The sequence below is a fragment of the Vibrio sp. SCSIO 43136 genome (assembly GCF_023716565.1).
In the GTDB taxonomy this organism is placed as follows: Bacteria; Pseudomonadota; Gammaproteobacteria; order Enterobacterales; family Vibrionaceae; genus Vibrio.
This window is the reverse complement of record NZ_CP071848.1, coordinates 168,159-194,166: the sequence shown is the minus strand read 5'-3', so window position 1 is coordinate 194,166 and position 26,008 is coordinate 168,159. Positions and strand designations below refer to the sequence as shown.

The following is a 26,008-nucleotide window of genomic DNA, read 5'->3' as shown; positions in this document are numbered from 1 at the left end:
CTTTTTTACAACCAGAACATCCTAACCAAGGATAAATTCCATTTTTTCATAGCCTTATAACTTAAAAACGAAACCAAAAATGAGACTCGAAAGCTTTTGGAACATGACAAACCTAAAGCCTACACAAAATAAGTCCTCCCCCTTGAAAAGAGGGAGGATCGGTTCTGCAGTCGCTGAAATAGTTCAGAAACCTTTTAGATCATAGATAACCCAAAGCTACCCTACCCGATTCAATACCGCTCTGAGCTTCAATGGTTTGACGGGCTTAGCAATAAAGCTGAAGCCGTTACTGCGGATGCTTTCGAGCATTTCATCAGTGCGGTCGGCACTGATGATGACGCCCTCGAAGCTATCACCTAAGCGTAATCGGCACTGCTGCAGCACCTCTAACCCAGTGCGCCCGTGGTCGAGTCGATAATCGGAGAAAATCACATCAGGATGCCAGCCTGACTCAAGCGCTTTCATGCTCTGCACTAAATCTTCCGCCAGACGCACATCGCAACCCCAGCGCTCGAGAAGATTTTGCATGCCAACCAAAATGTCAGGTTCGTTATCCACACATAAGACTTTCAACCCAGCAAGGTCACCACTGGGCTTATTCGCCTCAACCACTGGCTGACTTGGCGTGGCCTGCTGCGCTCTTGGCAAACTCAGTGAAAATACCGTGCCTTTTTGTGGCCACGAGCGCAGTGATATTTCATGGCCCAGCACCCGAGCAATGCCTTTGGCAATGGCCAGTCCCAGCCCCAACCCTTGCTCAGCGTGACCGACATCAACTCGAGTAAATTCTTCAAATATCTCTGCTTGCTTATCGGGCTCGATACCGATCCCGTTATCCCACACTTCAATACGAATATCTTTTCCGGCTCGGCGAGCACCTAAGGTCACCTTCCCTTTCGGGCTATAACGAAACGCATTGGTGAGGAAGTTTTGCAATACACGACGCAGCAACTTAGGGTCCGATTGAACCAACACATCACTTGGCACCATGGTGAAATCGATGCCCTGCTGTTTTGCCAATGCGCTAAATTCTGCATTGAGCTTATCGAGTACATCATTGAGCGGGAAAGCATGCACATGTACGTCCAACTTGCCAGATTCCAAGCGCGAAATGTCCAACAGGTCACCAATGAGCTCTTCCGCCGCCCCCAGTGCACTTTCAATGTGCTGAGCAAATTTTTGCGCATCAGGCTCTTTTGCCGTCTCAGTCAATGAAGATGCAAACAGCCGAGCCGCATTAAGCGGCTGCATTAAATCGTGACTCACTGCGGCCAAAAAGCGGCTCTTCGAGTGCGATTCTGTTTCGGCATTTTTGGTCGCCGTGATCAACCTTTTATTCAAGTTTTCAAGCTCTTGAGTACGTGCTTGAACTCGGCTTTCCAAGGTTTCGTTCGATTCTTTTAATGCCAGTTGTGCTTGATGGAATGCGGTAATATCAGTAAAGCTCATCACAAACCCTCCGCCCGGCATAGGGTTCCCTTGCACCTCTATATACCTGCCATCGGGATAAACCCTTGAAGAAGTATGGCGTGTGCCTCGCTCAAGGTGTTCAACACGGCGACGTACAAGTTCGTCAACATCGCCCTCACCGCAAAGGCCCATTTGTGCGTTGTGACGTATCACATCAGCAATCGGTCGGCCGACCTGTATCAAGCCGAGTGGAAATTCAAACAGTTCAAGGTAACGTTGGTTCCAAGCCACTAGCCTAAGCTGTTTATCTACTACAGTGATGCCTTGGCTGATGTGCTCAATCGCCCCTTGCAATAACCCACGGCTGAAGTCGTACAGCTCCGAAGCTTCATCGACTATGGTTGCAACCTCTTCCAACTGCATGTTGCGCCCCTGAAGTGCGGAAGTAAGCACCAGCTTGGCCGACGATGCACCGAACACCCCAGCGAGCACCCGCTCGGTATGACGAATCAGGGCAGAGCTCGCCTGTTGATTAGGCAGCATTTCACCACCATAGTGTTTCCAGAACTGAGTAAAAGCGCTTTTGGCTCGGCGACGTCCGACAAATCGAGAAGCGAGCATCTCCAGTTCTGCAACCGTGACGCGGCTTTGATACAAGCTGAAGTTTTCCGCCTCAGGTAGTGGTGTGCCCACAAATGCGGCAGACTGTAAACGCTCACTCAAGCTGGCGCGAGTGAAGAGGGAGACCAAAATATAACAAGCGGTATTGGCGATTAAACTTAGCGCCATACCCCAATCAGATGAGCGTAGCTCAGAACCTGCCAACCATGCGGGAGGCTCTATCAGCCATAACAAAAAGTTGGATTGTTCGTCACCGGCGAGCATACCTGTTTGCTGCATGAGCGTTATCAGCCACAAAGCAAAGCCAAACAAGAGTCCGGTGTAGACACCTTTACGATTGCCGTGTCTCCAATACATGCCACCAATCAAGGAAGGGGCAAACTGGGCGATTGCGGCAAATGAAAGCAATCCAATCACGGATAATGACGGGATAGCACCCAAGACCTGATAAAAACCCCAAGCCCCCGCTAATAACAGCAAGATCAGTGCTCGGCGAATATTGAGCAGCAAGCCAGAGAAATGGATATGAGTACGTTCATTAAGCTTCAATCGTCGCAGCAGCAGGGGCAGCACGAGATCGTTAGACACCATGATTGCCAATGCGATCGTCGATACGATCACCATGCCAGATGCGGCCGATGTTCCACCCAAAAAGGCAATCAGGGCAATGCTGTTGGCATCCACAGATAGCGGCAAACTGATCACAAAGCTATCGGCGGGTGTGCCAGAAAGCATCGCCTGTCCCGCCCAAGATATCGGCAGCACAAACAGCCCCATCAATACCAGATAGGTAGGAAACAACCAGCGAGCGGTTTGCAGATCTTTCGGTTTTTCATTTTCCACCACCATGGTATGAAACTGGCGTGGCAAACAAATGATAGCCGTCATGGTAAGTAAGGTGTGGATCACCAACGTGGGAATATTTGGTGATTGATAGGTTTGGGCTGCGACACTCAACAGCTCGACATCCGGCCTTGCCAGCACCATGCCTAGAATGAACAAGCCAACTAACAAAAAGGCACCGAGCTTAACGATAGATTCAAAAGCAATCGCCATCATCATGCCGCGGTGGTGCTCGGTATTGTCGATATGACGAGTACCAAACAACATGGTAAACACCGCCAGCCCCAAGACTACAAACCATGAAATGTCAGCATCTTGATAGCCAAACTCACTTTGTAGACCCGGAGCCACCAGCTCCAGCCCCATGGTAATGCCTCGTAACTGCAATGCGATATAAGGAAGAATCCCCACCACCGCAATGATGGTTACCACGACAGCTAGCCCTTGCGACTTTCCATATCGAGCAGCGATAAAGTCCGCAATCGAGGTGATATGTTCACGTTTGGCGGTCAATATCAGCCGAGCCAACAGCCGCCAACCTAAGGTAAAAATCAAGATGGGGGCAAGATAAATAGGCAAAAATGACCAAGGATTATTGCTTGCTTGCCCAACCGTGCCGTAGAAGGTCCAAGAGGTACAATAAACGGCAATGGAAAGGCTGTAGATCCACGGTCGCCAGCGAGCGAGCCATTGAGACTGCCTGTCCCCATACCATGCGATTAAAAAGAGTATGCCGAGGTAGGCCAGAGATACTGGCACCACTATCCAATCTTGCATTCGTACCGTCCTTGATCAAAAAAGACCAGCGCAACATGCGATTGCATATGCCTCTGGTCTTTTCATTTTAGCGGTGATGCTTTTTTAGCCTCAAATAGTTAGCTCTGAATTTGTGGCTCGGTCATAGGTTTCTTGGTATCCAAACGAATAAACAGTGTTGCAGCTCCCATTGCGGCCATGATCCAGAAGATATTTGCACCCCATTGTTCAAAGCCCCAACCGCTAAACGCCGTCATCAGTGCCATAAATGCCCCAAGAGGAATGGCATTATAGATCGATTGCAGTGCCACCATTCTGCTCGAACACTGTTGCTGCACATAACGAATGGCGGCAATATGCGCCACGGCGAAAGTCACACCATGAAGCGCTTGCACCAATACCAGTGCTGCAATATCGGTTGTTGCAGCAGTCAAACCCCAACGAGCCACAACCCCTACCGAAGCCAATAAAAACAACTTATTCAGCGACCATTTACCGAACAAGCGAGCACTGAAGGCAAAGATGCCTACTTCAGCAACCACACCAATGCTCCACAAGTAACCAATAATGTCTTCTGCATGTCCGGCAGACTTCCAGTAAATAGCACTGAAGCTGTAATACGCAGCATGGCTACCCTGAATAAGCGCAACCAACACTACAAAACGAATCACCTCACCTTCAAGCAACAATTTCCAGACACTTGGGCGAGCTTCATCTGCGCTTACTTCAGGCTCAGGCATGATGCTTGGATTACGCATTGCCACCAGCATGGCCAGAACAAACCCAGCTAAAGCAGTGTAAACGATCATGCTGGCACCAAACTGCGCAGCAAGATAACCGACCGAAGTAGAACCTGCGATAAATGCTAGTGATCCCCACAAACGAGTCTTGCCATAATCGAGCAGCTCTCGTTTACCGTAGTGGTTAGCCATCGCATCAGACAGAGGAATAATCGGCCCAAACGATAGATTAAACAGCACCGTTACGGCTGCAAGCGCCCATAAGTTAGCATCTGCGCTAAGGTGCGCGGCCAAGAAAATCACACATGCCAAGGTTGCCCATCGAAGCGCAGGCAATACCTTTTCGATGCGATGAATTCGAGGGGTGATCACTAAGTTAGCCACACAACGGGTCGCAAAGCCCAAGCCCATCAACATGCCCACGTCAGTGGCGGAAACCCCTTGGTCCTCAAACCACAGCGCCCAGAACGGCAAATACACACCGTAAGAGAAAAAGAAGCCAAATAAATACTGAGACAGCCAAGCAAATGGCGAGGGAGAAATCATAGCGCAAATACACCTAGTAAAATTTGGCGCCATTATGGACCTAGTTGCAAATAGGAAAAAGGGTAGAAATAAGAAAAGTTCTTTCCTTATTCTTAATGAGTCATTGTTTCATTATTAGACCAAAGTCGTCTGGAGCTTAAGTCGATTTTTGCCAGACTAGAAGTACCTACTCTGACTATGGTTGCTTCGACATGCCCGAAAAATTCAATATGCAGGCGGCACCTTTTGATCGCCTAACAATAGAGCAACAAAAAAACCTAAGATCGGCGCTCGATGTGGCCTACTTTCGTCAGGGAGAAGCACTGCTCAAACCGGGCCAAACGAGCGAGTTTTTACACGTTATTATTAAAGGTGGGGTAGAAGAGTGCTCGGGAGATGGGAAAGAGATCTTGGCTCACTATGCGCCTGACGACCTGTTTGACGTACGCGCACTACTCGATGGTGAAAGCAAACACAGCTATATTGCGCTAGAAGATACGCTGAGTTATCTGCTACCCAAGCAGGTATTTATCGACCTCTATCAGCAAAATAGTCAGTTTTCCGCCTACTTCGACGGTAACCTCGCCAAGCGACAAGAGCTGTTAGATACCGCTCATCAGCAAAAAAATCTCGCCGAATTCATTTTGACTAAAGTCGATAGCAGCATCTATCACCCCGTCGTGACCTTCGCCCCAGACACACCACTGGATAAAGTCACCAAAGCGATGAAAGAACGTGGTGTGGATAGCGCTTTGGTTGAGCTTAAACACGATGATCCAAGAGTGTTAGATTCCGATAACCCTTACCCGTTTGGCATCATCACCCGTACCAATATGCTGCATGCAGTGATGCTCGATGGGCACCCACTCAACACTCAAGTTGGCAAGATTGCTACCTACCCAGTCTATTACGTTGAAGAGGATGACTTCCTATTCAACGCCATGATCACTATGACTCGCCAACGGATGAAACGGGTCATGGTATGCGATGGAGAGAAGCCAATCGGCATGCTCGACATGACCCAAATTCTCTCGAGCTTCTCTACCCACTCCCATGTATTAACCTTAGCCATTGCTCGCGCTGACAGCATTCAAGAACTGGCACTAGCGGCAAACAGGCAGCGAGCCTTGGTGGAAAGCTTAGTCAGTAACGGTATACGCACCCGATTCATCATGGAGCTTATCTCTGCCGTCAATGAACAGATCATCGAAAAGGCGTTTAACCTGATTGTGCCGAGCGCCATGCGTCAACACTGTTGCTTGATTGTCTTAGGCTCTGAAGGGCGCGGCGAGCAAATCCTCAAAACTGACCAAGATAATGCCCTGATCGTCAAAGAGGGAGTGAGTATTCACCAACTTGAACAGACTATGAATACCCTAACCCATACGTTACAGCAGCTAGGATATCCGCTTTGTCCCGGTCAGGTGATGGTCAACAACCCAGATTGGGTAAAAAGCCAATCAGAGTGGAAGCAAACAATATCCAAGTGGGTCAACCAAGCCCAACCAGAAAGCGTGATGAAACTAGCCATCATGGCAGATGCCCACGCTGTAGCGGGCAACCACAGCTTGCTTAAACCAATACGTGAGCACTTACTATCACTCATGGCCGACCAAGAGCTGATTTTGACTGAGTTTACCCGCCCAGCAATGCAGTTCTCTTCACCTTTGACACTGTTTGGTAATGTCAGAGCCAGCAAAGATGGGCTAGACATCAAACAAAGCGGTATTTTTCCGATTGTGCACGGCATTCGTGCCTTGAGCCTCGAATACTCGCTAGCACCGAGAAATACTTTTGACCGTATCCACGCCCTGACCAAGAAAAAAGTGCTAGAGCAACAGACGGCAGACAACCTTAGCGAAGCGCTAAAACTGTTCGTCAAACTGCGATTGGGGCAACAATTGAGTGAACATCAGACCAGCAATAATATCGACATCAAAGCCCTAGAGCGCTCAGAGCGGGACGTCTTACGCCATAGTCTACACGTGGTGAAGAAATTTAAGCAGTGGCTTGGTTATCACTACCAAATCCGCGACTAGGGGTGAGCATGAATCGACTAAAACGACTGTGGTGGTATCACAAACTCTCGGGCTCAAAGTATCAAGCTTTGTTTGATGCCCCTCATCCTAGTGAGTGTGTTTCACTGGACTGTGAAACCACCAGTTTAGACCCGAAAAGCGCTGAGTTGGTGACCATTGCTGCCACCAAAATTGTCGATAATCGAATCATTACCAGTGACCCATTCCACATTCGCTTAAGAGCGCCACAGTCACTCGATTCCGGCTCAGTAAAAATTCACCGTATCCGCCATCAAGACTTAATCGGTGGCATGAGTGAAAAAGAGGCGATTGAGGCGCTAATAGCATTTATTGGCAATCGGCCTATTGTGGGTTATCACATTCGCTACGACAAAACCATTCTCGATCGTGCCTGCAGGCGACACCTTGGTTTTCCCCTACCCAACCCCTTGATTGAGGTTAGCCAGATCTATCACCAAAAATTAGAGCGCCATCTGCCCAATGCCTACTTCGACCTTAGCCTAGATGCCATCAGTAAACACCTCGATTTGCCTGAGCAAGAGCGTCACGACGCCTTGCAAGACGCCATTTCAGCGGCGCTTATTTACGTTCGTCTCACCTATGGCGACTTACCTGCTCTGACCTCTGCCTACCTACGCCAATAAAAACACGAGCTAGGTCTCAAATTACCCACAAAATCAGCTGTATAGCCACCTCAGTTCAAACACTCATCCTAAAGTCTAATTGTCGAAACCTCGGTTGTAGCGGACAGTTAATAACATATCCGCAACAACACAGTATTGGCTTTGATCCCCCAAGAGATCGAACTTACAAGGAGAGTAGCAATGAGTGAAGGTCACGTTTATCCAGTAAAATCTGAGATCGCAAACAGTACCCATGCCGACAACGATACCTATTTGGCAATGTACCAACAGTCGGTTTCAGACCCAGAGGGCTTCTGGGCAGAGCACGGCAAAATTGTCGACTGGATTAAGCCTTACACTAAGGTCAAACACACTTCGTTTGATACTGGCCACGTCGACATTCGTTGGTTCGAAGATGGCACCCTCAACGTTTCAGCAAACTGTATCGATCGCCACCTCGCTGATCGTGGTGACGAAGTTGCCATCATTTGGGAAGGTGACGACCCAGCGGACGATAAAACGCTGACATTTAACCAGCTACACCAGCAAGTGTGTCGCTTCTCCAATGCTTTAAAAGAGCAAGGTGTACGCAAAGGCGACGTGGTCTGCCTCTACATGCCGATGGTGCCAGAGGCAGCCGTAGCCATGTTGGCATGTACCCGAATTGGTGCGGTGCATACTGTGGTATTTGGTGGTTTCTCTCCTGAAGCACTTTCTGGCCGTATCATTGACTCAGATGCCAAAGTGGTCGTGACCGCTGACGAAGGGGTACGTGGCGGACGTGCAGTACCACTGAAGAAAAATGTCGATGAAGCGCTAACTAACCCTAACGTGAAAACTATCGAGAAAGTGGTTGTCTTCCAGCGCACTGGTGCTGACGTGGATTGGCATGAGCACCGTGACGTTTGGTGGCACGAAGCCACTAGCAAAGTTTCAGATCAGTGCCCACCTGAAGAGATGAAAGCCGAAGATCCACTCTTCATCCTTTACACATCTGGTTCAACGGGCAAACCAAAAGGCGTATTGCACACCACAGGTGGCTACTTGGTTTACGCTACGATGACCTTCAAGTACGTATTCGACTATCAGCCAAATGATACTTTCTGGTGTACAGCAGACGTTGGTTGGATCACAGGTCACACCTACCTCGTGTACGGGCCTCTATCTAACGGTGCTAAAACCATCTTGTTTGAAGGCGTGCCAAATTACCCTCAAACCAGCCGCATGAGTGAAGTGGTTGATAAACACAATGTCTCTATCCTATACACTGCGCCAACAGCGATTCGCGCCCTAATGGCTAAAGGTGATGAAGCGATCAAAGGCACTTCTCGCTCCAGCTTGCGTATCATGGGCTCAGTGGGTGAGCCAATCAACCCAGAAGCATGGGAGTGGTATTACCAAACCATCGGCGACAGCAAGTCGCCTATCGTGGATACTTGGTGGCAGACAGAAACCGGCGGTATCTTGATCACACCGCTACCGGGAGCAACGGCGCTTAAACCAGGTTCAGCGACTCGCCCATTCTTTGGTGTACAACCTGCATTGGTCGACAATATGGGTAACATTGTAGATGGAGCGACAGAAGGTAACCTCGTCATCCTAGACTCGTGGCCAGGTCAAATGCGCACGGTTTATGGTGACCATGAGCGCTTTGAGCAAACCTACTTCTCAACGTTCCGAGGCATGTACTTTACCGGTGACGGCGCTCGCCGCGATGAAGATGGCTACTACTGGATCACAGGTCGTGTCGATGACGTACTTAACGTCTCAGGCCACCGTATGGGCACAGCAGAAGTTGAATCGGCACTGGTAGCGTTCGATAAGATTGCTGAAGCGGCAATTGTTGGTGTTCCGCATGACATCAAAGGCCAAGCAATTTACGCCTATATCACCCTCAACGATGGTGAAGTCCCAAGTGCCGAACTGCACAAAGAGGTGAAAGATTGGGTGCGTAAAGAAATTGGTCCAATTGCAACGCCAGACGTACTGCACTGGACAGACTCTCTACCGAAAACGCGCTCGGGTAAAATCATGCGTCGTATCCTGCGTAAGATCGCCACAGGTGATACGGGTAACCTAGGGGATACTTCAACCTTGGCTGACCCAAGTGTCGTCGATAAGCTGATTGAAGAGAACCAACAGCTGGCATAATTCAAACACAGCGTAATCATAAAGCTAGGCGTAATGCCTAGCTTTTTTCATTAATCACTGCTTACCATTTAAACAACCCTCAGCATTTAGTGCCCTTTTCGTAGATTTTAGCGACTAAATTGCCCTACCTTGCTCACAAAACTCACACCAAAATCGGCAAATCTAGTGAGATTAGACCAGTAAATTGCTGCCATTTGCGCTGAATTGTCTATAATCGACAGTTAATTCGTGTTTGGAACCCCTACGGACACATCCAAGCCACTAATAATTGGAATATCGCATTAACTGCGCTAGATAACGGAAGATAAGCCCAAGATGTCTGCAAAGTCACGAATTCTGGTTCTAAATGGACCTAATTTGAACCTACTCGGCCTACGAGAGCCTGCCCATTATGGTAGTCAAACCCTATCAGATATCGTTAGCGACCTTGAGCAACATGCCCAAGACCTTGGGGTAGAAATCGAACACCTGCAATCCAACCGTGAATATGAGTTGCTCGAAGCAATCCATGCGGCGTATGGCAAATTCGACTTCATCGTTATCAACCCAGCAGCCTTTACTCATACCAGTGTTGCATTGAGAGATGCCTTACTGGGTGTGGCCATTCCTTTTATTGAAGTACATCTATCCAATGTGCACAGCCGTGAACCTTTCCGCCACCACTCTTACCTTTCAGATAAGGCAGTGGGCGTAATTTGTGGTTTAGGCGCACAGGGATACCAATTTGCTCTGAGTGCCGCCGTCAAACATTTGAGCACTCAAAGCTAACAATTGCTATGAACCGCGCCATCAAAGGCGTGTCATTCAACAGATAAAGAGAAAGTAAACATGGATATTCGCAAAATCAAAAAGCTGATTGAACTGGTTGAAGAGTCTGGCATCGCTGAACTTGAAATCTCTGAAGGTGAAGAGTCGGTACGCATCAGCCGTAATGGCACTGCACCAGTAGCGGCACCAGTGCAATACGCAGCTGCGCCTGCACCAGTGGCAGCACCAGTAGCCGCAGCACCTGCTGCAGCGGCACCAGCAGAAGAAGCAGCGCCAGCTGCACCTGCAGGTCACGAAGTGCTTTCTCCAATGGTAGGTACTTTCTACCGTGCGCCAAGTCCTGACGCAAAAGCGTTCGTAGAAGTAGGCCAATCAGTAAACGTTGGCGATACGCTGTGTATCGTTGAAGCGATGAAAATGATGAACCAAATCGAAGCGGACAAAGCTGGCGTAGTAACAGCAATCCTATGTGAAGATGGCAACCCAGTAGAGTTTGACCAGCCGCTAGTTATCATCGAATAATCGAGGCGATAGTATGTTAGATAAAATTGTTATCGCTAACCGTGGGGAAATCGCACTGCGAATTCTTCGTGCGTGTAAAGAACTAGGTATTAAAACAGTTGCGGTTCACTCCACTGCTGACCGTGACCTAAAACACGTACTGCTTGCGGATGAAGCTATCTGTATCGGTCCTGCTCGCAGCATCGACAGCTACTTAAACATTCCACGCATCATCTCTGCTGCGGAAGTCACTGGTGCGATCGCTATCCACCCAGGTTACGGCTTCCTGTCTGAAAATGCGGACTTTGCTGAGCAAGTTGAGCGCAGCGGCTTTATTTTTGTTGGCCCTAAAGCGGAAACCATTCGCATGATGGGTGACAAAGTTTCTGCAATCACGGCGATGAAAAAAGCTGGCGTTCCTTGTGTACCGGGTTCAGATGGCCCGCTAGACGACGACGAAGGCAAAAACAAAGCTCATGCGAAGCGCATTGGCTACCCAGTGATCATCAAAGCCTCTGGTGGCGGCGGCGGTCGTGGTATGCGTGTAGTTCGCTCTGAAGGCGATCTAATTGAAGCCATCGCAATGACCCGCGCCGAAGCGAAAGCAGCGTTCAACAATGACATGGTTTACATGGAAAAATTCCTAGAAAACCCACGCCACGTTGAAGTTCAGGTAATTGCCGATGGTCAAGGCGGTGCAATCCACCTAGGTGAACGTGACTGTTCAATGCAACGTCGTCACCAAAAAGTGGTTGAAGAAGCGCCAGCACCGGGTATCACTGCAGAAATGCGTAAGTACATCGGTGAGCGCTGTACTCGTGCTTGTATCGAGATCGGTTACCGCGGCGCAGGTACGTTTGAATTCCTATACGAAAACGGCGAGTTCTACTTCATTGAAATGAACACCCGTATTCAGGTAGAGCACCCTGTGACTGAGATGGTGACTGGTGTTGACCTAATCAAAGAGCAGCTGCGTGTTGCGGCAGGTCAGCCTCTGTCATACACCCAAGATGACATCAAGATCAGTGGTCACGCTATCGAGTGTCGTATCAATGCTGAAGACCCAGAGCGCTTCCTACCTTGCCCAGGCAAGATTGATCGCTTCCATGCTCCAGGTGGCATGGGTGTTCGTTGGGAATCACACATCTACACGGGCTACTCGGTACCACCGCATTACGACTCAATGATCGCTAAGCTAATCACTTACGGTGAAAACCGCGATGTTGCGATTGCTCGCATGAAGAATGCTCTTGATGAGCTAGTAGTCGAAGGTATTAAGACCAACGTACCGCTGCAAGAAGCCATCATGAATGACGAAAACTTCCAACACGGTGGCGCTAACATCCACTACCTTGAGAAGAAACTCGGTATTCACGAGTAATCGGCTTACAATTCGAATGAAAAAACACTCCCTTGCGGAGTGTTTTTTTTGTCCAAATCCGCTAGACTTCCCGCAAAATTCACTCCAACTAAGAAGGCGCATCCTATGCCTTGGATTCAAATCAAACTTAACGCTAGCGATACCAACGCAGAGCAAATCGGCGACATGCTCATGGAGCAAACAGGTGCTCTATCCGTCACCTTCCTTGACGCAAAAGATACGCCTGTGTTCGAACCTTTGCCGGGTGAGACTCGCCTATGGGGTGAAACCGATGTAGTGGCGCTTTACGATGCTGAGACCGACACTGCTCTAGTGCTTGAACAAATCAAGGCAAGCGGCCTACTTGAGCAAGGCTTTGCGCATAAAGTCGAGCAGCTAGAAGATAAAGATTGGGAGCGCGAGTGGATGGAAAACTTCCACCCAATGAAGTTTGGTGAGCGTCTATGGATTTGCCCAAGCTGGCGTGAAATCCCAGAACCTGATGCAGTGAACGTCATGCTAGACCCTGGCCTTGCATTTGGCACTGGTACTCACCCAACCACCTCTTTGTGTTTAGAGTGGCTTGAAGGCCTCGACCTTGAAGGTAAAACCGTGGTCGACTTCGGCTGTGGTTCAGGCATCCTAGCGATCGCTGCGATCAAACTGGGCGCCGCGAAAGTTATCGGGATCGACATTGATCCTCAAGCTATCCAAGCCTCTCGAGACAACGCCCAGCGTAATGGCGTTGCCGATCAACTGGAGCTCTTCCTTCCACAAGATCAGCCGCAAGATCTTATTGCTGACGTTGTGGTAGCAAATATTCTAGCCGGCCCTCTGCGTGAGCTTTCTGCCATCATCAAAGGATTGGTAAAACCTCAAGGCTTGCTCGCAATGTCTGGTGTACTCGATACTCAGGCAGAAGATGTAGCAAATTATTACCGTGACGAACTTGCTATCGATCCGATTGTCGAAATGCAGGAGTGGTGCCGAATTTCTGGCCAAAAACAGGCTTAAGAATACACAATTAAAGGACGTGCTTCGCTAATTGACTGAATTTTAGACATTTTCGAAAACAATTTCTTAATGCTCAAAATTTAGGCTTTTCACTTTGCGAAAAAAACCGTAAAATGCGCGCCCTTGCTGGATTAGAACTGTGTAGCTGTTTTGAAAATCGGAAACTATCAACTTGACAATAATCTTATCGTTGCCCCAATGGCGGGAGTCACCGATAGACCCTTTAGAGAGTTGTGCCTTCGATATGGAGCGGGCATGGCCGTCAGTGAAATGATGTCCTCCAATCCTAAAGTTTGGAACACTGCTAAATCCCAACAACGCATGGTACATGAGGGCGAATCGGGCATTCGTTCGGTACAGATTGCGGGGGCAGATCCCCAGCTTATGGCACAAGCAGCTCAACACAGTGTTGAAAACGGTGCGCAAATCATCGACATCAACATGGGTTGCCCAGCCAAGAAAGTGAACAAGAAGTTAGCAGGCTCAGCGCTGCTGCAATACCCCGACATTATCGAGCAGATTTTGACGGCGGTGGTGAATGCAGTGGATGTTCCTGTGACTCTGAAAACACGTACGGGTTGGAACACAGACAATAAAAACTGTGTAGAAATTGCCAAAATGGCCGAAGGCTGCGGCATACAAGCATTAGCGCTCCATGGGCGCACCAAAGCCTGTATGTACAAAGGCGAGGCAGAATATGACAGCATTAGAGCGGTAAAAGCGTCTATCTCGATTCCGGTTATCGCTAACGGTGATATCGATAGCCCAGAGAAGGCGAAAAAGGTACTGGAGTACACTGGTGCCGACGCTCTAATGATTGGCCGTCCTGCCCAAGGACGTCCGTGGATTTTCCAGGAAATCCAACACTATTTGGAAAACGGCACCACCATGCCTGAACTTCCAACTGAGGAAGTGAAAAGCATCATGCTAGGTCACGTAGCGGCTCTTCATGAGTTCTACGGCGAATATTTAGGGCCACGTATCGCACGCAAACACGTGGGATGGTACCTAAAAGAGCAAGACCAAGCGGGTGAGTTTCGCCGTACCTTCAATGCCATCGATGCAGCTGAGCTGCAGCTTGAGGCATTGACAGGTTATTTTGAAAACGTTGCATCATAATTACAGAAAGAGCTAGACCGAATATGTTCGAACAAAATCTGACTTCCGAAGCATTGACAGTAACTACAGTGACCTCACAAGACCAGATCACTCAGAAGCCACTACGTGACTCTGTAAAAGCGTCTCTTAAAAACTACCTTGCTCAGTTAAACGGCCAGGAAGTCAACGACCTGTACGAACTAGTATTGGCTGAAGTTGAACAACCACTACTAGACACCATCATGCAGTACACTCGCGGTAACCAAACTCGCGCAGCGACTATGATGGGCATCAACCGTGGTACTCTTCGCAAGAAGCTAAAAAAGTACGGCATGAACTAATAGCGGTTAGCTAAATAGTTGAATTCAAAAGGCTGAACTTCCTGAGGGAGTTCAGCCTTTTTCATTTCTGCAGCCAAATCAGACCTGTATTACATTTTTTCTGTGCAATAGAGCACATAACCTATGAAAGTTAATGCTTTTTTGTTTCTTTTTTAACCAGAGCAAAGATAGGGATATATACTTTTTAAAACCCAGTCCCAAAAGTGGCACAACTTGCCGAATAATACACAGGACACGCTCTATGAATGGAAATTGGCTACGCATCACCTCTATACGTCACCGCCTCTACTTGATGACCCTTAGCATCACTTTGCTTATTCTTATCCCCTTTGCCCTATTTGTCAGCGACTATAAACAGGATCTAATGACCGCAAAGCAGGTCAAGACTCGTCACTTAGTCGAGGCCGCTCACAGCCTGACTAATCACTATTACCAGCTTCAGCAATCTGGTGAGCTGAGCGAAGCGGCAGCCAAAGAGCAGGCCAAGATGGCGCTATCAAAGCTTCGATACGAGCAAAACGATTACTACTGGGTGAACGACTCCGAACCTCGTATGGTGATGCACCCAATTAAGCCTCAGCTCAATGGTAAAAATCTCTCCCAAGTTGCAGACCCAACGGGTAAGAAGCTGTTCGTTGAGTTTGTAGATGTTGTCAAACGCCAGCAACAAGGCTTTGTCAACTACATGTGGCCTAAGCCAGGCTCAGAAACCGATGTCGAGAAGCTCTCCTACATCAAACATTTTGCACCTTGGGACTGGATCATTGGTACTGGTGTTTACATTGATGACGTTGAAGCACTGTTCTGGGAGCGAGTCAGCACCACTTTGGCCATTGTGGGTGTGTTTATTGTATTGATGCTAGTTGTCGCCATGGTTATCAGTACTTCAATTGTGACCCCTTGTCACAACATCGAAAAAGCGCTCGATGAAATTGCCGAAGGTGACGGCGACTTAACCCAACAACTCCACTCCAACGGGCGAGATGAGTTCAACCACATCGCTCGGGCTTTTAACCGCTTCACCACTAAAATTCGCAGTATCGTGCAAGATATGCAGCCAGTTAGTGTGTGTATATTCTCCACAGCAACTGAGCTCAACCAGTTAGCCCAGCACACCACTAGCCAATCTCGCCAACAACAGCAAACTGTCGCTCATGTCAGCCAAGAGATGGAACAATTGCAATTGTCTAACCAAGAGGTCTCCTCATCAGCGCAAGCGGCTGCTGAGGCGGCAAAGACAGCCTCAGAGCATGGTCAAACAGGCACAACCGTGATCATCAAGGCGACTGAGCACATGGCATCACTGTCTGAGCTTCTTACGGAGACGGAACAAAGCACGGTACAACTGGCGGAAGATTCTAAAAACGTCAATACCGTGCTGGAAGTGATCCGTGGTGTTGCCGAGCAAACCAACTTACTAGCGCTTAATGCGGCTATTGAAGCGGCTCGTGCAGGCGAGCAAGGTCGAGGTTTTGCAGTTGTTGCCGATGAAGTTCGCACCCTTGCGACTCGCACCCAAGCCAGCACCGATGAAATCGAACAAATTGTGGCGAATTTGCAGCAAACCGCCCAGTTGGTCACCGACGCAATGGCAAAAACACAACAGCAATCCGATGCGACCAAGCAACAAGCGCAGGAAGCACGCCATGCGCTAGAAGAAATTGACCAACAAATCCAATCGATACTGACGCTCAATCAGCAGATTGCCGATGCCAGTCAGCAACAAAACAACTCCACTATGGAGATCACGGACAACCTAGGCCAAATCTCTGATAACAGTCACCAATCGGCCGCTCAAGCAAGCCAAGTAGCTAATGCTAGCCAACAACTGCTCGAAAACGGCCAGAACCTGCAACACATCATTCAACAATTTAAGGTGTGATTCTATTTATCGCAGCAGGTAGCATGCTGGTCCTGCTGCGCTAACGCCGAAAGAATGGAACAATGACTAGCGTCATCACTAGGATCTCCGCAGCAAGCGTCGTTGATCGACTTTAATGCGCTTCGGATACGAGAAAGCTCGGCAATTTTTTGGTCAATAATGGTGAGCTTAGCACTAGTAATGGATTTCACTTCGGCACAGCTATGCTCGGTTGCCTCGAGCTTGATTGCCAATAATTCGTGTATTTCATCCAAACTGAGCCCAAGTTGCTTGGATTTGAGGATAAACTGCACTTGTTGCTGATTTTTTTCATCATATAGGCGATAACCCGAAGCACTGCGCCCAGCTGGAGCAATCAAACGATTTTTTTCGTAGAAACGCAGCGTGTCTGTCGTGACTCCGCATCGCTTGGCGAGTTCACCGATCTGAAACATATTTTTTCACCCATTTGGTATCGAAAGTGGTTAATTTCCAATCTTTTTCGAAGAAATTTTGTGATGCTAATCGATTGCGCGAGCTTTTTTATCATTATTTGGTTAGAATACGCGCCATCAAAAAATGATGATAGGCATCAATCACTGTCATCAACGGAATATCGGGCATTAAGGTGTTTTCCAAAATTGAAGCTAAACCCACTACTGGGTTAAAGCAATCTTCACTTTTGGTAAGTATCTTAACTTTTCAACCTAACAACTCCGTGAATTTGAGGAAGACTGAAGCATGACTAACGCTCGTCCAATTCGCCGCGCTCTGATCAGCGTATCAGACAAAACTGGTATTGTAGAGTTTGCACAAGCTCTAGCTGAACGTGGTGTCGATATCCTATCGACTGGTGGTACCGCTCGCCTACTGGCTGAGAAAGGCATCTCTGTAACAGAAGTATCTGACTACACAGGTTTCCCTGAAATGATGGATGGTCGCGTTAAGACTCTGCACCCGAAAGTTCATGGTGGTGTACTAGGTCGTCGTGGTCAAGATGATGAAGTGATGGAAACTCACGGCATCAACCCAATCGATATGGTAGTTGTTAACCTTTACCCATTTGCTGCGACCGTAGCAAAAGAAGGTTGTACCCTAGAAGACGCTGTTGAGAACATCGATATCGGTGGCCCAACGATGGTTCGTTCTGCGGCGAAAAACCACAAAGACGTAACTATCGTAGTTAACGCTCACGATTACGACCGTGTTATCGCAGAAATGGATGCTAATGAGAAGTCTCTAACTCTAGAAACTCGTTTCGACCTAGCAATCGCTGCATTTGAGCACACCGCTTCTTACGACGGCATGATCGCTAACTACTTCGGCACTATGGTTCCATCTTACGGAGAGAACAAGGAAGGTGACGAAGAGTCTAAGTTCCCACGCACTTTCAACCAGCAGTTCGAGAAGAAGCAAGACATGCGCTACGGTGAGAACAGCCACCAAGCAGCAGCATTCTACGTTGAAGCGAACCCAGAAGAAGCCTCTGTAGCAACGGCTCGCCAAATCCAAGGTAAAGCACTGTCTTACAACAACATCGCTGATACTGACGCAGCACTTGAGTGTGTGAAAGAGTTCGACGAACCAGCATGTGTGATCGTTAAGCACGCAAACCCATGTGGCGTTGCGCTAGGTAAAGACATCCTAGAAGCTTACAACCGTGCATACAAAACTGACCCAACGTCAGCGTTTGGTGGCATCATCGCGTTCAACAAAGAGCTAGACGCAGAAACTGCAACGGCTATCGTTGAGCGTCAATTCGTTGAAGTTATCATCGCACCATCTGTATCAGCTGAAGCTGTTGAAGTCGTTGCGGCGAAGAAGAACGTTCGCCTACTAGAGTGTGGTGAGTGGACTGCTAAGACAACTGGTTTCGACGTTAAGCGTGTTAACGGTGGCCTACTGGTTCAAGACCGTGACCAGGGCATGGTTGAAGCATCTGACCTAAAAGTAGTATCTAAGCGCCAGCCAACAGAAGAAGAGCTAAAAGATGCGCTATTCTGCTGGAAAGTCGCTAAGTTCGTGAAATCTAACGCTATCGTTTACGCAAAAGGCGACATGACTATCGGTGTGGGCGCTGGCCAAATGAGCCGCGTTTACTCAGCGAAAATCGCTGGCATCAAAGCCGCTGACGAAGGTCTAGAAGTAGCAGGTAGCGTAATGGCATCTGACGCATTCTTCCCATTCCGTGACGGCATCGATGCAGCAGCAGAAGCTGGCATCAAGTGTGTTATCCAGCCAGGTGGCTCAATGCGTGATGACGAAGTTATTGCAGCAGCAGATGAGCACGGCATGGCGATGATCTTCACAGGTATGCGCCACTTCCGCCACTAATTACTCGTCGCATTTGACGCTGTAGCGGCGTTAGCGATTTCATTCACCCCGGTCACATAGCTAGGCTATGCTCCCGGGGATGAATTCAACCGCTGCCTTGCTACAACGCTAACTGCTTAGAGTAATCCACTTTTTTAAAGGATTTATTATGAACATTCTTGTAATCGGTGCTGGCGGTCGTGAGCACGCTCTTGGCTGGAAAGCCGCTCAAAACCCTAAAGTTGAGAAAGTATTTGTCGCACCTGGCAACGCAGGTACTGCGCTTGAGCCTAAGCTTGAGAACGTGGCTATCGGTGTTGAAGATATCGAAGCACTAGTTGCATTCGCGAAAGAAAACAACATCGAGCTAACTATCGTAGGCCCTGAAGCGCCTCTAGTTATCGGTGTGGTTGATGCCTTCCAAGCAGCTGGCCTACCTATCTTTGGCCCAACCGAAGCGGCAGCGCAGCTTGAAGGCTCTAAAGCATTCACTAAAGATTTCCTAGCTCGCCACCAGATCCCAACCGGTGCTTACGCGAACTTCACAGAAATCGAACCTGCAATCGCATACGTACGTGAGCAAGGCGCTCCTATCGTTGTTAAGGCTGACGGCCTAGCAGCGGGTAAAGGCGTAATCGTTGCGATGACGCTAGAAGAAGCTGAAGACGCAATCAAAGACATGCTAGCAGGCAACGCATTTGGCGAAGCTGGTAGCCGTGTGGTTATCGAAGAGTTCCTAGACGGCGAAGAAGCTAGCTTCATCGTAATGGTTGATGGCGAAAACGTTCTGCCAATGGCAACGAGCCAAGACCACAAACGTGTAGGCGACAAAGACACAGGTCCTAACACCGGTGGTATGGGTGCATACTCTCCAGCGCCTGTTGTTACTCAAGAAATCCATAACCGCATTATGGAAGAGGTAATCTACCCAACGGTACGTGGTATGGCTGCTGAAGGTAACCCTTACACAGGTTTCCTATACGCAGGTCTTATGATCGATAAAGATGGCACACCTAAGGTTATCGAGTACAACTGCCGCTTCGGCGATCCAGAAACTCAACCAATCATGATGCGTATGCAGTCTGACCTAGTTGAGCTTTGTCTTGCAGCAGTTGATAAGAAGCTAGACACCGTTGAGTCTAAGTGGGACCCACGCGCTTCTATCGGTATCGTACTGGCCGCTGGCGGCTACCCTGCGTCTTACAACAAGGGTGATGTGATCGTAGGTCTTCCTCAAGCTGACGTTGAAGGCGAGAAGGTGTTCCACGCAGGTACTGCTGATAAAGATGGCAATGTTGTGACTAACGGCGGCCGTGTACTGTGTGCAACGGCGCTAGGTAACAGCGTATCTGAAGCACAAACTCGTGCCTACGAGCTAACTAAGCAGATCAGCTGGGATGGCATGTTCCACCGCAACGACATCGGCTACCGTGCTATTGCACGTGAGCAAGAGAAGTAACCTCTCTAGCTTATCCTATTGATAAGATGCAAAAATGGCGCTCATTGAGCGCCATTTTTTTATTCAGTTTGAGACAGAGGCTCACTCAGAGATCATTCATCGCTCTGTATGAGTCGAGGGCGCTCGATACAGTCAAAGTTATCTTCAGCTAGCATCAGTAGTTGCTGCACCGATAACGTGCTTTCTAGCTCCTGTTTACCCACAAAGGCCACATAACTATCAACGGTGGCTAATCGATTCACCACGAAGCTTGGTAAGGTTTGGTTGAACTCTAGGTTCGAGAAGTCTCTGTCATCGCAAGTTTCAAACTCATCACCGTCCCAATACCCTTGGATCAAGCTTAAGTTAGTTTTGTTTTGCGATTCAGTAATGTCGATTACGGTTTGAGCTTCTTGCTGCAGCTGTAGGATCTGTTCTGGTTTGAGAGGCAATACTCGACCATCAACGCGGTTTTGTTGGTAAACCGCTTCCCCATCATTCGAGTAACGAATATGGATCTTATATGGGATTAACTCCGGATTTTGACCAGCGGCAGACTCTTTCAAGCGCTTACCTTCACGAATTAATTCACGAAGCACGCCTGATTGCCAACGATATTCGGTGGCATAATGCCCATAGTCTCCCGAGGTGACATAATCTGAAGCTGCAACAGGTCCACTGAGGGCCTTGGTGTACCAATAAAGGCTGGTTGAGTCACCAATGGTCTGACCGCCACTCAGTTCGGAGGTTTGATTGGCCTGAACGATTTTATCGCCAGAAGCACATCCTGCGAGAAGAGCAAGAAGTGCAGAAGTGATTAATAGCTTTCTCATAAAAAACTACGCCGGGATAACACCCGGCGTAGATTCAATTACTTCACTGAATCCTTCAGTGCTTTACCCGCTACGAATGCTGGTACGTTCGCTGCTGCAATTTGAATCTCATCACCAGTCTTAGGGTTACGACCAGTGCGAGCAGCACGATGATTTACTTTGAAAGTACCAAAACCGATTAGCTGAACTTGATCGCCTTCTTTAAGAGCGTCAGTTACACCGCCAAGAGTTGCTTCTAGAGCTGCTTTAGCTTGTGCTTTAGAAAGGTCTGCTTTCTCAGCGATAAAATCGATTAGTTGGGTCTTGTTCATTAGGTTTCCCTTCTTATATGTTCTGAAAACTTTTCCACTCTAAATCATAAACGCCTGTCGTGGCAAAGGTTTGTCAGCCACTATTGGCGCTAATGCTGAAGTTTTGCACGATTAATGAGCCACACCTCACAAATTGTTACTACTTTTGTCACTCTAACCATTGTAATTGAGGCATAAAGCGCCAAGATCAGCGTTACCAAAGGGCAAAAACTAAACAGCCAATTTGGTAAACATCACTCATTAAATAACGTAGGACACCATGTTACTGCTAACATTTTACGTTTCGATTGCGATCGGCGTATCATTCATTTGCTCCGTTCTCGAAGCCGTACTGCTGAGTATCACGCCCAGCTATATTGCGCAGCTGCGCCAACAAGGTCACCCATCGGCGGACCGTCTTTCTGAATTGAAAAAAGACATCGACCGTCCACTGGCATCCATCCTGACCCTAAATACTATTGCTCACACCATAGGTGCGGCGACTGCTGGTGCTCAAGCAGCCGTGGTATTTGGTAGCCAATGGCTTGGTGTTTTCTCCGCCGTTTTGACTCTTGGTATCTTGGTGCTGTCAGAAATCGTACCAAAGACCATTGGTGCGACTTACTGGCGCCAGTTATCCCCAATGACCGCTAATGTTCTACGTTGGATGGTGTGGGCACTGAAGCCTTTTGTCTGGTTCTCAGAGCAAATCACAAAACGCCTCGCCAGCGGTCATCAAGCCCCTAAAATGCGTGATGAGCTCTCTGCCATGGCGATGTTGGCTAAAGAGTCGGGTGAGTTTGCAGAAGGTGAGTCTAAAATCCTTAGCAACTTGCTAAAAATTGACGACATACCAGTCACTCAAGTGATGACACCAAGACCGGTGGTTTTCCGTGTCAGCGCAGAGATGACCGTGGATGAGTTTTTACAAGAGCACAAAGAGACGCCGTTTTCACGACCTTTGATTTACAGTGAGCAGAAAGACAACATTCTAGGATTTGTCCACCGCTTAGAGCTATTTAAGCTTCAGCAGCAAGGTTGTGGCCACAAACAGCTTGGTGCTGTGATGCGTCCAATCCACGTGTTACTCAACACACAAACACTGCCAAAAGCATTTGACCAAATGATGGCCAAAAGGCTGCAACTGTCGTTGGTCGTGGATGAATATGGCTCAATTCAAGGTCTGGTGACCTTAGAAGATGTGTTTGAGCACTTGCTAGGAGAAGAGATTGTCGATGAAGCAGACAAGAATCACGACATGCAGGAGCTTGCGTATCAGCGCTGGGAACACTGGAAACACAAACACGGTGTGATAGAAAGCAAAGACGATGAATGACAAAAAGGGGCTTAACGCCCCTTTTTTACAACCTGTTAAGCCACTGCAGCTTGCGCTTGCTTTGGCTTGCTACCTGTCAACACACCAACAGCCAAACTCGCAACCACTGGCAACAACCAGCCAGCATAGTATTGATACAAAGGCCAGTTTGCCTCTAACCACTGGTGAGGAGTTTCTGGCATCATACCGATGATGTGCATCGCATCAGCACTGCCACACAATGCCGCCACCAGCACAACGACCATTGCCATCATACGACCAATACGCTTACGAAAAACCGCCACCAACATCAGTGCGATCGCAATTGGGTGCAATGCAACTACAGCTGGCAAAGTAATGGTTAACAGCTGATTCAAACCAATGTTAGCGACCAATGCCGCAGAGACCATCATAAACGCCACGGCATAACGATATTTAGCCCAGTTGAACGTTTTTGAATAAAACTCAGCGCCTGCAGTCGTGACACCAATAGCAGTAGTCAAACACGCAAGTAAGATAACAATACCCAACAAAATGGTGCCGACTTGACCAAAGTGATACTGCGTATATGCCGTTAAGATTTCACCACCGTTGGCAAATTCAGTCTCTAGATAACCACTGGTTAAGCCAATGTAAGCCAATACCAAATAAACCAAGGTAATCGCCCCTGCGTACATGCTGGCCGCAATCAAGGTGTATTTAGTGATATCTTTTGGCTCACTCACCCCCATACCCTGAATCGCACGGAAAATGATCCAGCCAAAACCAATCGAGCCCAACGCATCCATGGTCATATAACCTTGAGTTAAACCTTCTGCTAAGGCCTCGCTCTGATAAGCACCTTGCGCCATAGTGTGCCCAAGATTCGGGAAGTACATTACAGAGAAAGCTAACGCCCCAAGCAACAACACCAATAAAGGTGTGAGCACTTTACCTAAGCTATCAACTAGCTTGGTTGGATAAAGGGAAAACAGAATTGCCACAATACAAAACAGTGCCGAAAACCAAGCCAGTGCGTCGTCGCCCATAAAAGGAGCAAAAGTAAATTGGTAAGCGACAGTAATTGCACGAGGTACCGCAAAGGCAGGACCAATCACGATAAACAGCATGACCCAAAAACCAACCGCTGCCCGCTTAGGCAAGGCTTTGGTAAGGTTGTCAGAACCGTTCACTAAGGCAATGACCACCAGCGCCGCCGCAGGAAGGCCGACTCCGGTGACAAGAAAGCCAATCATGCTTTCTACAAAGTTTTCACCAGACATATAGCCAAGCAAAGGAGGAAAAATAAGGTTGCCAGCACCCAAATACATGGCAAATGTCATAAAGCCTAAAGCGACTAAATCTTTGGCTGCAAGTTTCATCAAACACCACTTATGTTTTACATCAAAGTATGTTTACTATGCTTTTTATAATTTAACTTGCAATATCTCAGATGAAAATAAGTAACTACGTTCAACCTTAATCCAAATGTTAGCACTTTCCACTAAATTTAATATCAAACCAAAGAATATATGACTAGAGATTACAGGCATAAAAAAGGGTGCGACCAGCGCACCCTAGTGAAATTTAGTTAATTAAAGGCTTAAGCCAATATTACTGACACCTTGGTCTCGAAGCTCGTCACGTAGGTCTTTAATCAGCTCGATATCTCGAGAAGTCGCCTCTTTTAACGGACGGAAAATAGCCCACTGCACATCCCACTCTTCGCAGACTGCTTCGTTTTCTTTTTGATTGGCGTTAGTAACCTCAACACCCGTTTGTGCTTCTTCTAACTGAGCTACAGTCTCAACTGACTGATGGCTCACTTTGATCATTGCCTCAAACATAGCTTCACGGTCCAGTAAGCCATGCAGCATATCAGACAAGCCGACACACGCATCGATAGCTGGATACACACCATAGAAATCAAACTCATCAGCCACTGGGATCAATTCTTCAAGCTTTTCCAACTGACGTTCAAAATTCACTTTTGCCGTCTTAACTGTTAGTTGCTCCCAAATACTGTCTAAAATATCTCTATAGATACGAGCTTCGGCAAACTCAGTATTCTCACAAAAGACCGCATAGTTCGGGTACATGCGCTCACACAAAGACGCCATAAAAGTAATCTGCTGCCAAGGTTCAAGTTTTTCGAGACGCAGATGAAGAGGATTCTGTAACATAGTGGCCTAACAGTTGTTGGAAAAGACAGCGGAAGTGTACTTGATTCACACCAAGGAAAAAACAAACCAATGAATAAAATCGACAACAAAGTCTTTATCTTGTGCCAAGATCCAACCCCTTATGAAACCTTGCTTTCCCAAGCAGAGTGTGAAGATTTAACCCTCACGGATAAACCTGATGAAGCAAACATCTTACTGGCTGATCCCCCACTAGCGGCCAAACGTCTAAGTGAATTTACCCAATTAGAATGGCTTCAGTCGACCTTTGCTGGCATTGATGCCTTGATTGACGAATCACTCAATCAAGATTACGAACTCACCAAGGTGCACGGGATCTTTGGTCAACAAATTTCTGAGTATGTCATTGGCAACACTCTTAACTATTTTAGACACCTACCGCGATACCGCCACCAACAACGACAGCAAGAGTGGCAACCACACCCTTACCAATCGCTGAATGAAAAATCGATCTTAATCCTTGGTTGCGGCAGCATCGGTAGCCATTTAGCCAAAGTATGTAATGCTTTTGGTATGAAAACAGGTGGTGTGAATCAAAGCGGTATCCCACCCAAAAACTCGCCGTTTAAGCACATTTTCCATATTCATGAGCTCGACGTGGTGGTCAAAGATGCGGATATCATCGTGAATACCCTACCTAGCACCCCGGAAACTCGTGGGATGCTTAATATGAAACTACTTAATCAAGCCAATCATGCTTTACTATTTAACGTCGGGCGTGGCGATGCGCTGGTAGAAGAAGATTTGCTGACTGCGATGGAGCAAGGCCATATCGCTCACGCCTATCTAGATGTTTTTAACCAAGAGCCTCTAAGTGCTGAGCATCCATTATGGAAGCACCCGAAGGTGTCGATAACCCCTCACATTGCGGCAACCAGTTTTCCTAATCAGGTGATGGAGATTTTTGTTGAAAACTACAAACGCTGGCACGATGGCTTTCAACTTCAACATCGAGTCGATTTCAACAAAGGTTATTAGGGTGTCTTGG

Annotated in this window: 21 protein-coding genes; 14 read left to right on the top strand and 7 right to left on the bottom strand. The window is 47.9% G+C overall.

Annotated features, from left to right (window positions below; genetic code table 11):
* Positions 1-216: 216 nt before the first annotated feature.
* A complete protein-coding gene (locus tag J4N39_RS00935) occupies positions 217-3,651 on the bottom strand; it encodes a hybrid sensor histidine kinase/response regulator (protein WP_252021138.1) in 3,435 nt (1,144 codons plus the stop codon).
* A 98-nt stretch (positions 3,652-3,749) separates the two neighbouring features.
* Positions 3,750-4,916 (bottom strand): 3-phenylpropionate MFS transporter, encoded by a 1,167-nt coding sequence (locus J4N39_RS00930; protein WP_252021137.1) that lies wholly within the window; start codon positions 4,914-4,916, stop codon positions 3,750-3,752.
* A 191-nt stretch (positions 4,917-5,107) separates the two neighbouring features.
* On the opposite strand from J4N39_RS00930, the gene J4N39_RS00925 reads away from it, so the two are divergent.
* The 10 genes from J4N39_RS00925 (at position 5,108) to J4N39_RS00880 (ending at position 16,672) form a co-directional block, all read left to right on the top strand.
* Entirely contained in the window at positions 5,108-6,934 is a 1,827-nt protein-coding gene (locus J4N39_RS00925; protein WP_252021136.1) for a DUF294 nucleotidyltransferase-like domain-containing protein, read from the top strand.
* A gap of 8 nt (positions 6,935-6,942) precedes the next feature.
* Positions 6,943-7,578, top strand: coding sequence for a 3'-5' exonuclease (locus tag J4N39_RS00920; protein WP_252021135.1), 636 nt, complete (start codon positions 6,943-6,945; stop codon positions 7,576-7,578).
* Between the two features lie 180 nt (positions 7,579-7,758).
* Entirely contained in the window at positions 7,759-9,708 is a 1,950-nt protein-coding gene (gene acs, locus J4N39_RS00915) for an acetate--CoA ligase (RefSeq protein ID WP_252021134.1), read from the top strand.
* Between the two features lie 315 nt (positions 9,709-10,023).
* Positions 10,024-10,476 (top strand): type II 3-dehydroquinate dehydratase, encoded by a 453-nt coding sequence (aroQ, locus tag J4N39_RS00910; protein WP_252021133.1) that lies wholly within the window; start codon positions 10,024-10,026, stop codon positions 10,474-10,476.
* Positions 10,477-10,536: 60 nt separating this feature from the next.
* Positions 10,537-10,998, top strand: coding sequence for an acetyl-CoA carboxylase biotin carboxyl carrier protein (gene accB / locus J4N39_RS00905; RefSeq protein WP_252021132.1), 462 nt, complete (start codon positions 10,537-10,539; stop codon positions 10,996-10,998).
* A gap of 13 nt (positions 10,999-11,011) precedes the next feature.
* Positions 11,012-12,358 (top strand): acetyl-CoA carboxylase biotin carboxylase subunit, encoded by a 1,347-nt coding sequence (accC, locus tag J4N39_RS00900; RefSeq protein ID WP_252021120.1) that lies wholly within the window; start codon positions 11,012-11,014, stop codon positions 12,356-12,358.
* A gap of 105 nt (positions 12,359-12,463) precedes the next feature.
* Positions 12,464-13,351 carry a 50S ribosomal protein L11 methyltransferase gene (gene prmA / locus J4N39_RS00895; protein ID WP_252021118.1) on the top strand — a complete coding sequence of 296 codons (888 nt, stop codon included), beginning with the start codon at positions 12,464-12,466 and terminating at the stop codon, positions 13,349-13,351.
* A gap of 150 nt (positions 13,352-13,501) precedes the next feature.
* Entirely contained in the window at positions 13,502-14,470 is a 969-nt protein-coding gene (dusB, locus tag J4N39_RS00890) for a tRNA dihydrouridine synthase DusB (protein WP_252021116.1), read from the top strand.
* A gap of 23 nt (positions 14,471-14,493) precedes the next feature.
* Positions 14,494-14,790 (top strand): DNA-binding transcriptional regulator Fis, encoded by a 297-nt coding sequence (gene fis, locus J4N39_RS00885; protein WP_002542007.1) that lies wholly within the window; start codon positions 14,494-14,496, stop codon positions 14,788-14,790.
* 241 nt (positions 14,791-15,031) lie between these two features.
* Positions 15,032-16,672 carry a methyl-accepting chemotaxis protein gene (locus J4N39_RS00880; RefSeq protein ID WP_252021115.1) on the top strand — a complete coding sequence of 547 codons (1,641 nt, stop codon included), beginning with the start codon at positions 15,032-15,034 and terminating at the stop codon, positions 16,670-16,672.
* Positions 16,673-16,674: 2 nt separating this feature from the next.
* Here the strand turns inward: J4N39_RS00880 and zntR are convergent, their stop codons facing one another.
* Entirely contained in the window at positions 16,675-17,106 is a 432-nt protein-coding gene (zntR, locus tag J4N39_RS00875; RefSeq protein ID WP_252021114.1) for a Zn(2+)-responsive transcriptional regulator, read from the bottom strand.
* 286 nt (positions 17,107-17,392) lie between these two features.
* On the opposite strand from zntR, the gene purH reads away from it, so the two are divergent.
* Positions 17,393-18,985: a bifunctional phosphoribosylaminoimidazolecarboxamide formyltransferase/IMP cyclohydrolase gene (gene purH / locus J4N39_RS00870; RefSeq protein ID WP_252021113.1), complete on the top strand. Its 1,593-nt coding sequence runs from the start codon at positions 17,393-17,395 to the stop codon at positions 18,983-18,985.
* Positions 18,986-19,133: 148 nt separating this feature from the next.
* Positions 19,134-20,423, top strand: a complete 1,290-nt coding sequence (gene purD / locus J4N39_RS00865) for a phosphoribosylamine--glycine ligase (protein WP_252021112.1) — start codon at positions 19,134-19,136, stop codon at positions 20,421-20,423.
* A 92-nt stretch (positions 20,424-20,515) separates the two neighbouring features.
* Here purD and J4N39_RS00860 read toward each other — a convergent pair whose 3' ends face one another.
* A complete protein-coding gene (locus J4N39_RS00860; protein WP_252021111.1) occupies positions 20,516-21,235 on the bottom strand; it encodes a DUF1481 domain-containing protein in 720 nt (239 codons plus the stop codon).
* A 38-nt stretch (positions 21,236-21,273) separates the two neighbouring features.
* On the bottom strand, positions 21,274-21,546 hold the full coding sequence (gene hupA, locus J4N39_RS00855; protein WP_117236022.1) for a nucleoid-associated protein HU-alpha: 273 nt from the start codon (positions 21,544-21,546) through the stop codon (positions 21,274-21,276).
* Between the two features lie 259 nt (positions 21,547-21,805).
* Here hupA and J4N39_RS00850 point away from each other — a divergent pair, with 259 nt between their 5' ends.
* On the top strand, positions 21,806-22,861 hold the full coding sequence (locus J4N39_RS00850; protein WP_252021110.1) for a CNNM domain-containing protein: 1,056 nt from the start codon (positions 21,806-21,808) through the stop codon (positions 22,859-22,861).
* Positions 22,862-22,896: 35 nt separating this feature from the next.
* On the opposite strand, the gene brnQ is transcribed toward J4N39_RS00850, so the two are convergent.
* Both brnQ and J4N39_RS00840 read right to left on the bottom strand, forming a co-directional pair.
* Positions 22,897-24,201 (bottom strand): branched-chain amino acid transport system II carrier protein, encoded by a 1,305-nt coding sequence (gene brnQ / locus J4N39_RS00845; RefSeq protein ID WP_252021109.1) that lies wholly within the window; start codon positions 24,199-24,201, stop codon positions 22,897-22,899.
* A gap of 213 nt (positions 24,202-24,414) precedes the next feature.
* Positions 24,415-25,002, bottom strand: a complete 588-nt coding sequence (locus J4N39_RS00840; protein WP_252021108.1) for a YjaG family protein — start codon at positions 25,000-25,002, stop codon at positions 24,415-24,417.
* A 69-nt stretch (positions 25,003-25,071) separates the two neighbouring features.
* Here J4N39_RS00840 and J4N39_RS00835 point away from each other — a divergent pair, with 69 nt between their 5' ends.
* Positions 25,072-25,998 (top strand): D-2-hydroxyacid dehydrogenase, encoded by a 927-nt coding sequence (locus J4N39_RS00835; RefSeq protein ID WP_252021106.1) that lies wholly within the window; start codon positions 25,072-25,074, stop codon positions 25,996-25,998.
* Positions 25,999-26,008 lie beyond the last annotated feature (10 nt).

Excerpts from the sequence above, each read along its gene's own strand:
- acs (WP_252021134.1), top strand. The coding sequence starts at position 7,759 with ATGAGTGAAGGTCACGTTTATCCAGTAAAATCTGAGATCGCAAACAGT.
- zntR (WP_252021114.1), bottom strand. The coding sequence starts at position 17,106 with ATGTTTCAGATCGGTGAACTCGCCAAGCGATGCGGAGTCACGACAGAC.
- J4N39_RS00850 (WP_252021110.1), top strand. The coding sequence starts at position 21,806 with ATGTTACTGCTAACATTTTACGTTTCGATTGCGATCGGCGTATCATTC.
- J4N39_RS00880 (WP_252021115.1), top strand. The coding sequence starts at position 15,032 with ATGAATGGAAATTGGCTACGCATCACCTCTATACGTCACCGCCTCTAC.
- aroQ (WP_252021133.1), top strand. The coding sequence starts at position 10,024 with ATGTCTGCAAAGTCACGAATTCTGGTTCTAAATGGACCTAATTTGAAC.
- J4N39_RS00835 (WP_252021106.1), top strand. The coding sequence starts at position 25,072 with ATGAATAAAATCGACAACAAAGTCTTTATCTTGTGCCAAGATCCAACC.
- J4N39_RS00935 (WP_252021138.1), bottom strand. The coding sequence starts at position 3,651 with ATGCAAGATTGGATAGTGGTGCCAGTATCTCTGGCCTACCTCGGCATA.
- J4N39_RS00840 (WP_252021108.1), bottom strand. The coding sequence starts at position 25,002 with ATGTTACAGAATCCTCTTCATCTGCGTCTCGAAAAACTTGAACCTTGG.
- fis (WP_002542007.1), top strand. The coding sequence starts at position 14,494 with ATGTTCGAACAAAATCTGACTTCCGAAGCATTGACAGTAACTACAGTG.
- purD (WP_252021112.1), top strand. The coding sequence starts at position 19,134 with ATGAACATTCTTGTAATCGGTGCTGGCGGTCGTGAGCACGCTCTTGGC.
- brnQ (WP_252021109.1), bottom strand. The coding sequence starts at position 24,201 with ATGAAACTTGCAGCCAAAGATTTAGTCGCTTTAGGCTTTATGACATTT.
- prmA (WP_252021118.1), top strand. The coding sequence starts at position 12,464 with ATGCCTTGGATTCAAATCAAACTTAACGCTAGCGATACCAACGCAGAG.
- hupA (WP_117236022.1), bottom strand. The coding sequence starts at position 21,546 with ATGAACAAGACCCAACTAATCGATTTTATCGCTGAGAAAGCAGACCTT.
- J4N39_RS00930 (WP_252021137.1), bottom strand. The coding sequence starts at position 4,916 with ATGATTTCTCCCTCGCCATTTGCTTGGCTGTCTCAGTATTTATTTGGC.
- accB (WP_252021132.1), top strand. The coding sequence starts at position 10,537 with ATGGATATTCGCAAAATCAAAAAGCTGATTGAACTGGTTGAAGAGTCT.
- J4N39_RS00860 (WP_252021111.1), bottom strand. The coding sequence starts at position 21,235 with ATGAGAAAGCTATTAATCACTTCTGCACTTCTTGCTCTTCTCGCAGGA.
- accC (WP_252021120.1), top strand. The coding sequence starts at position 11,012 with ATGTTAGATAAAATTGTTATCGCTAACCGTGGGGAAATCGCACTGCGA.
- J4N39_RS00925 (WP_252021136.1), top strand. The coding sequence starts at position 5,108 with ATGCCCGAAAAATTCAATATGCAGGCGGCACCTTTTGATCGCCTAACA.
- purH (WP_252021113.1), top strand. The coding sequence starts at position 17,393 with ATGACTAACGCTCGTCCAATTCGCCGCGCTCTGATCAGCGTATCAGAC.
- J4N39_RS00920 (WP_252021135.1), top strand. The coding sequence starts at position 6,943 with ATGAATCGACTAAAACGACTGTGGTGGTATCACAAACTCTCGGGCTCA.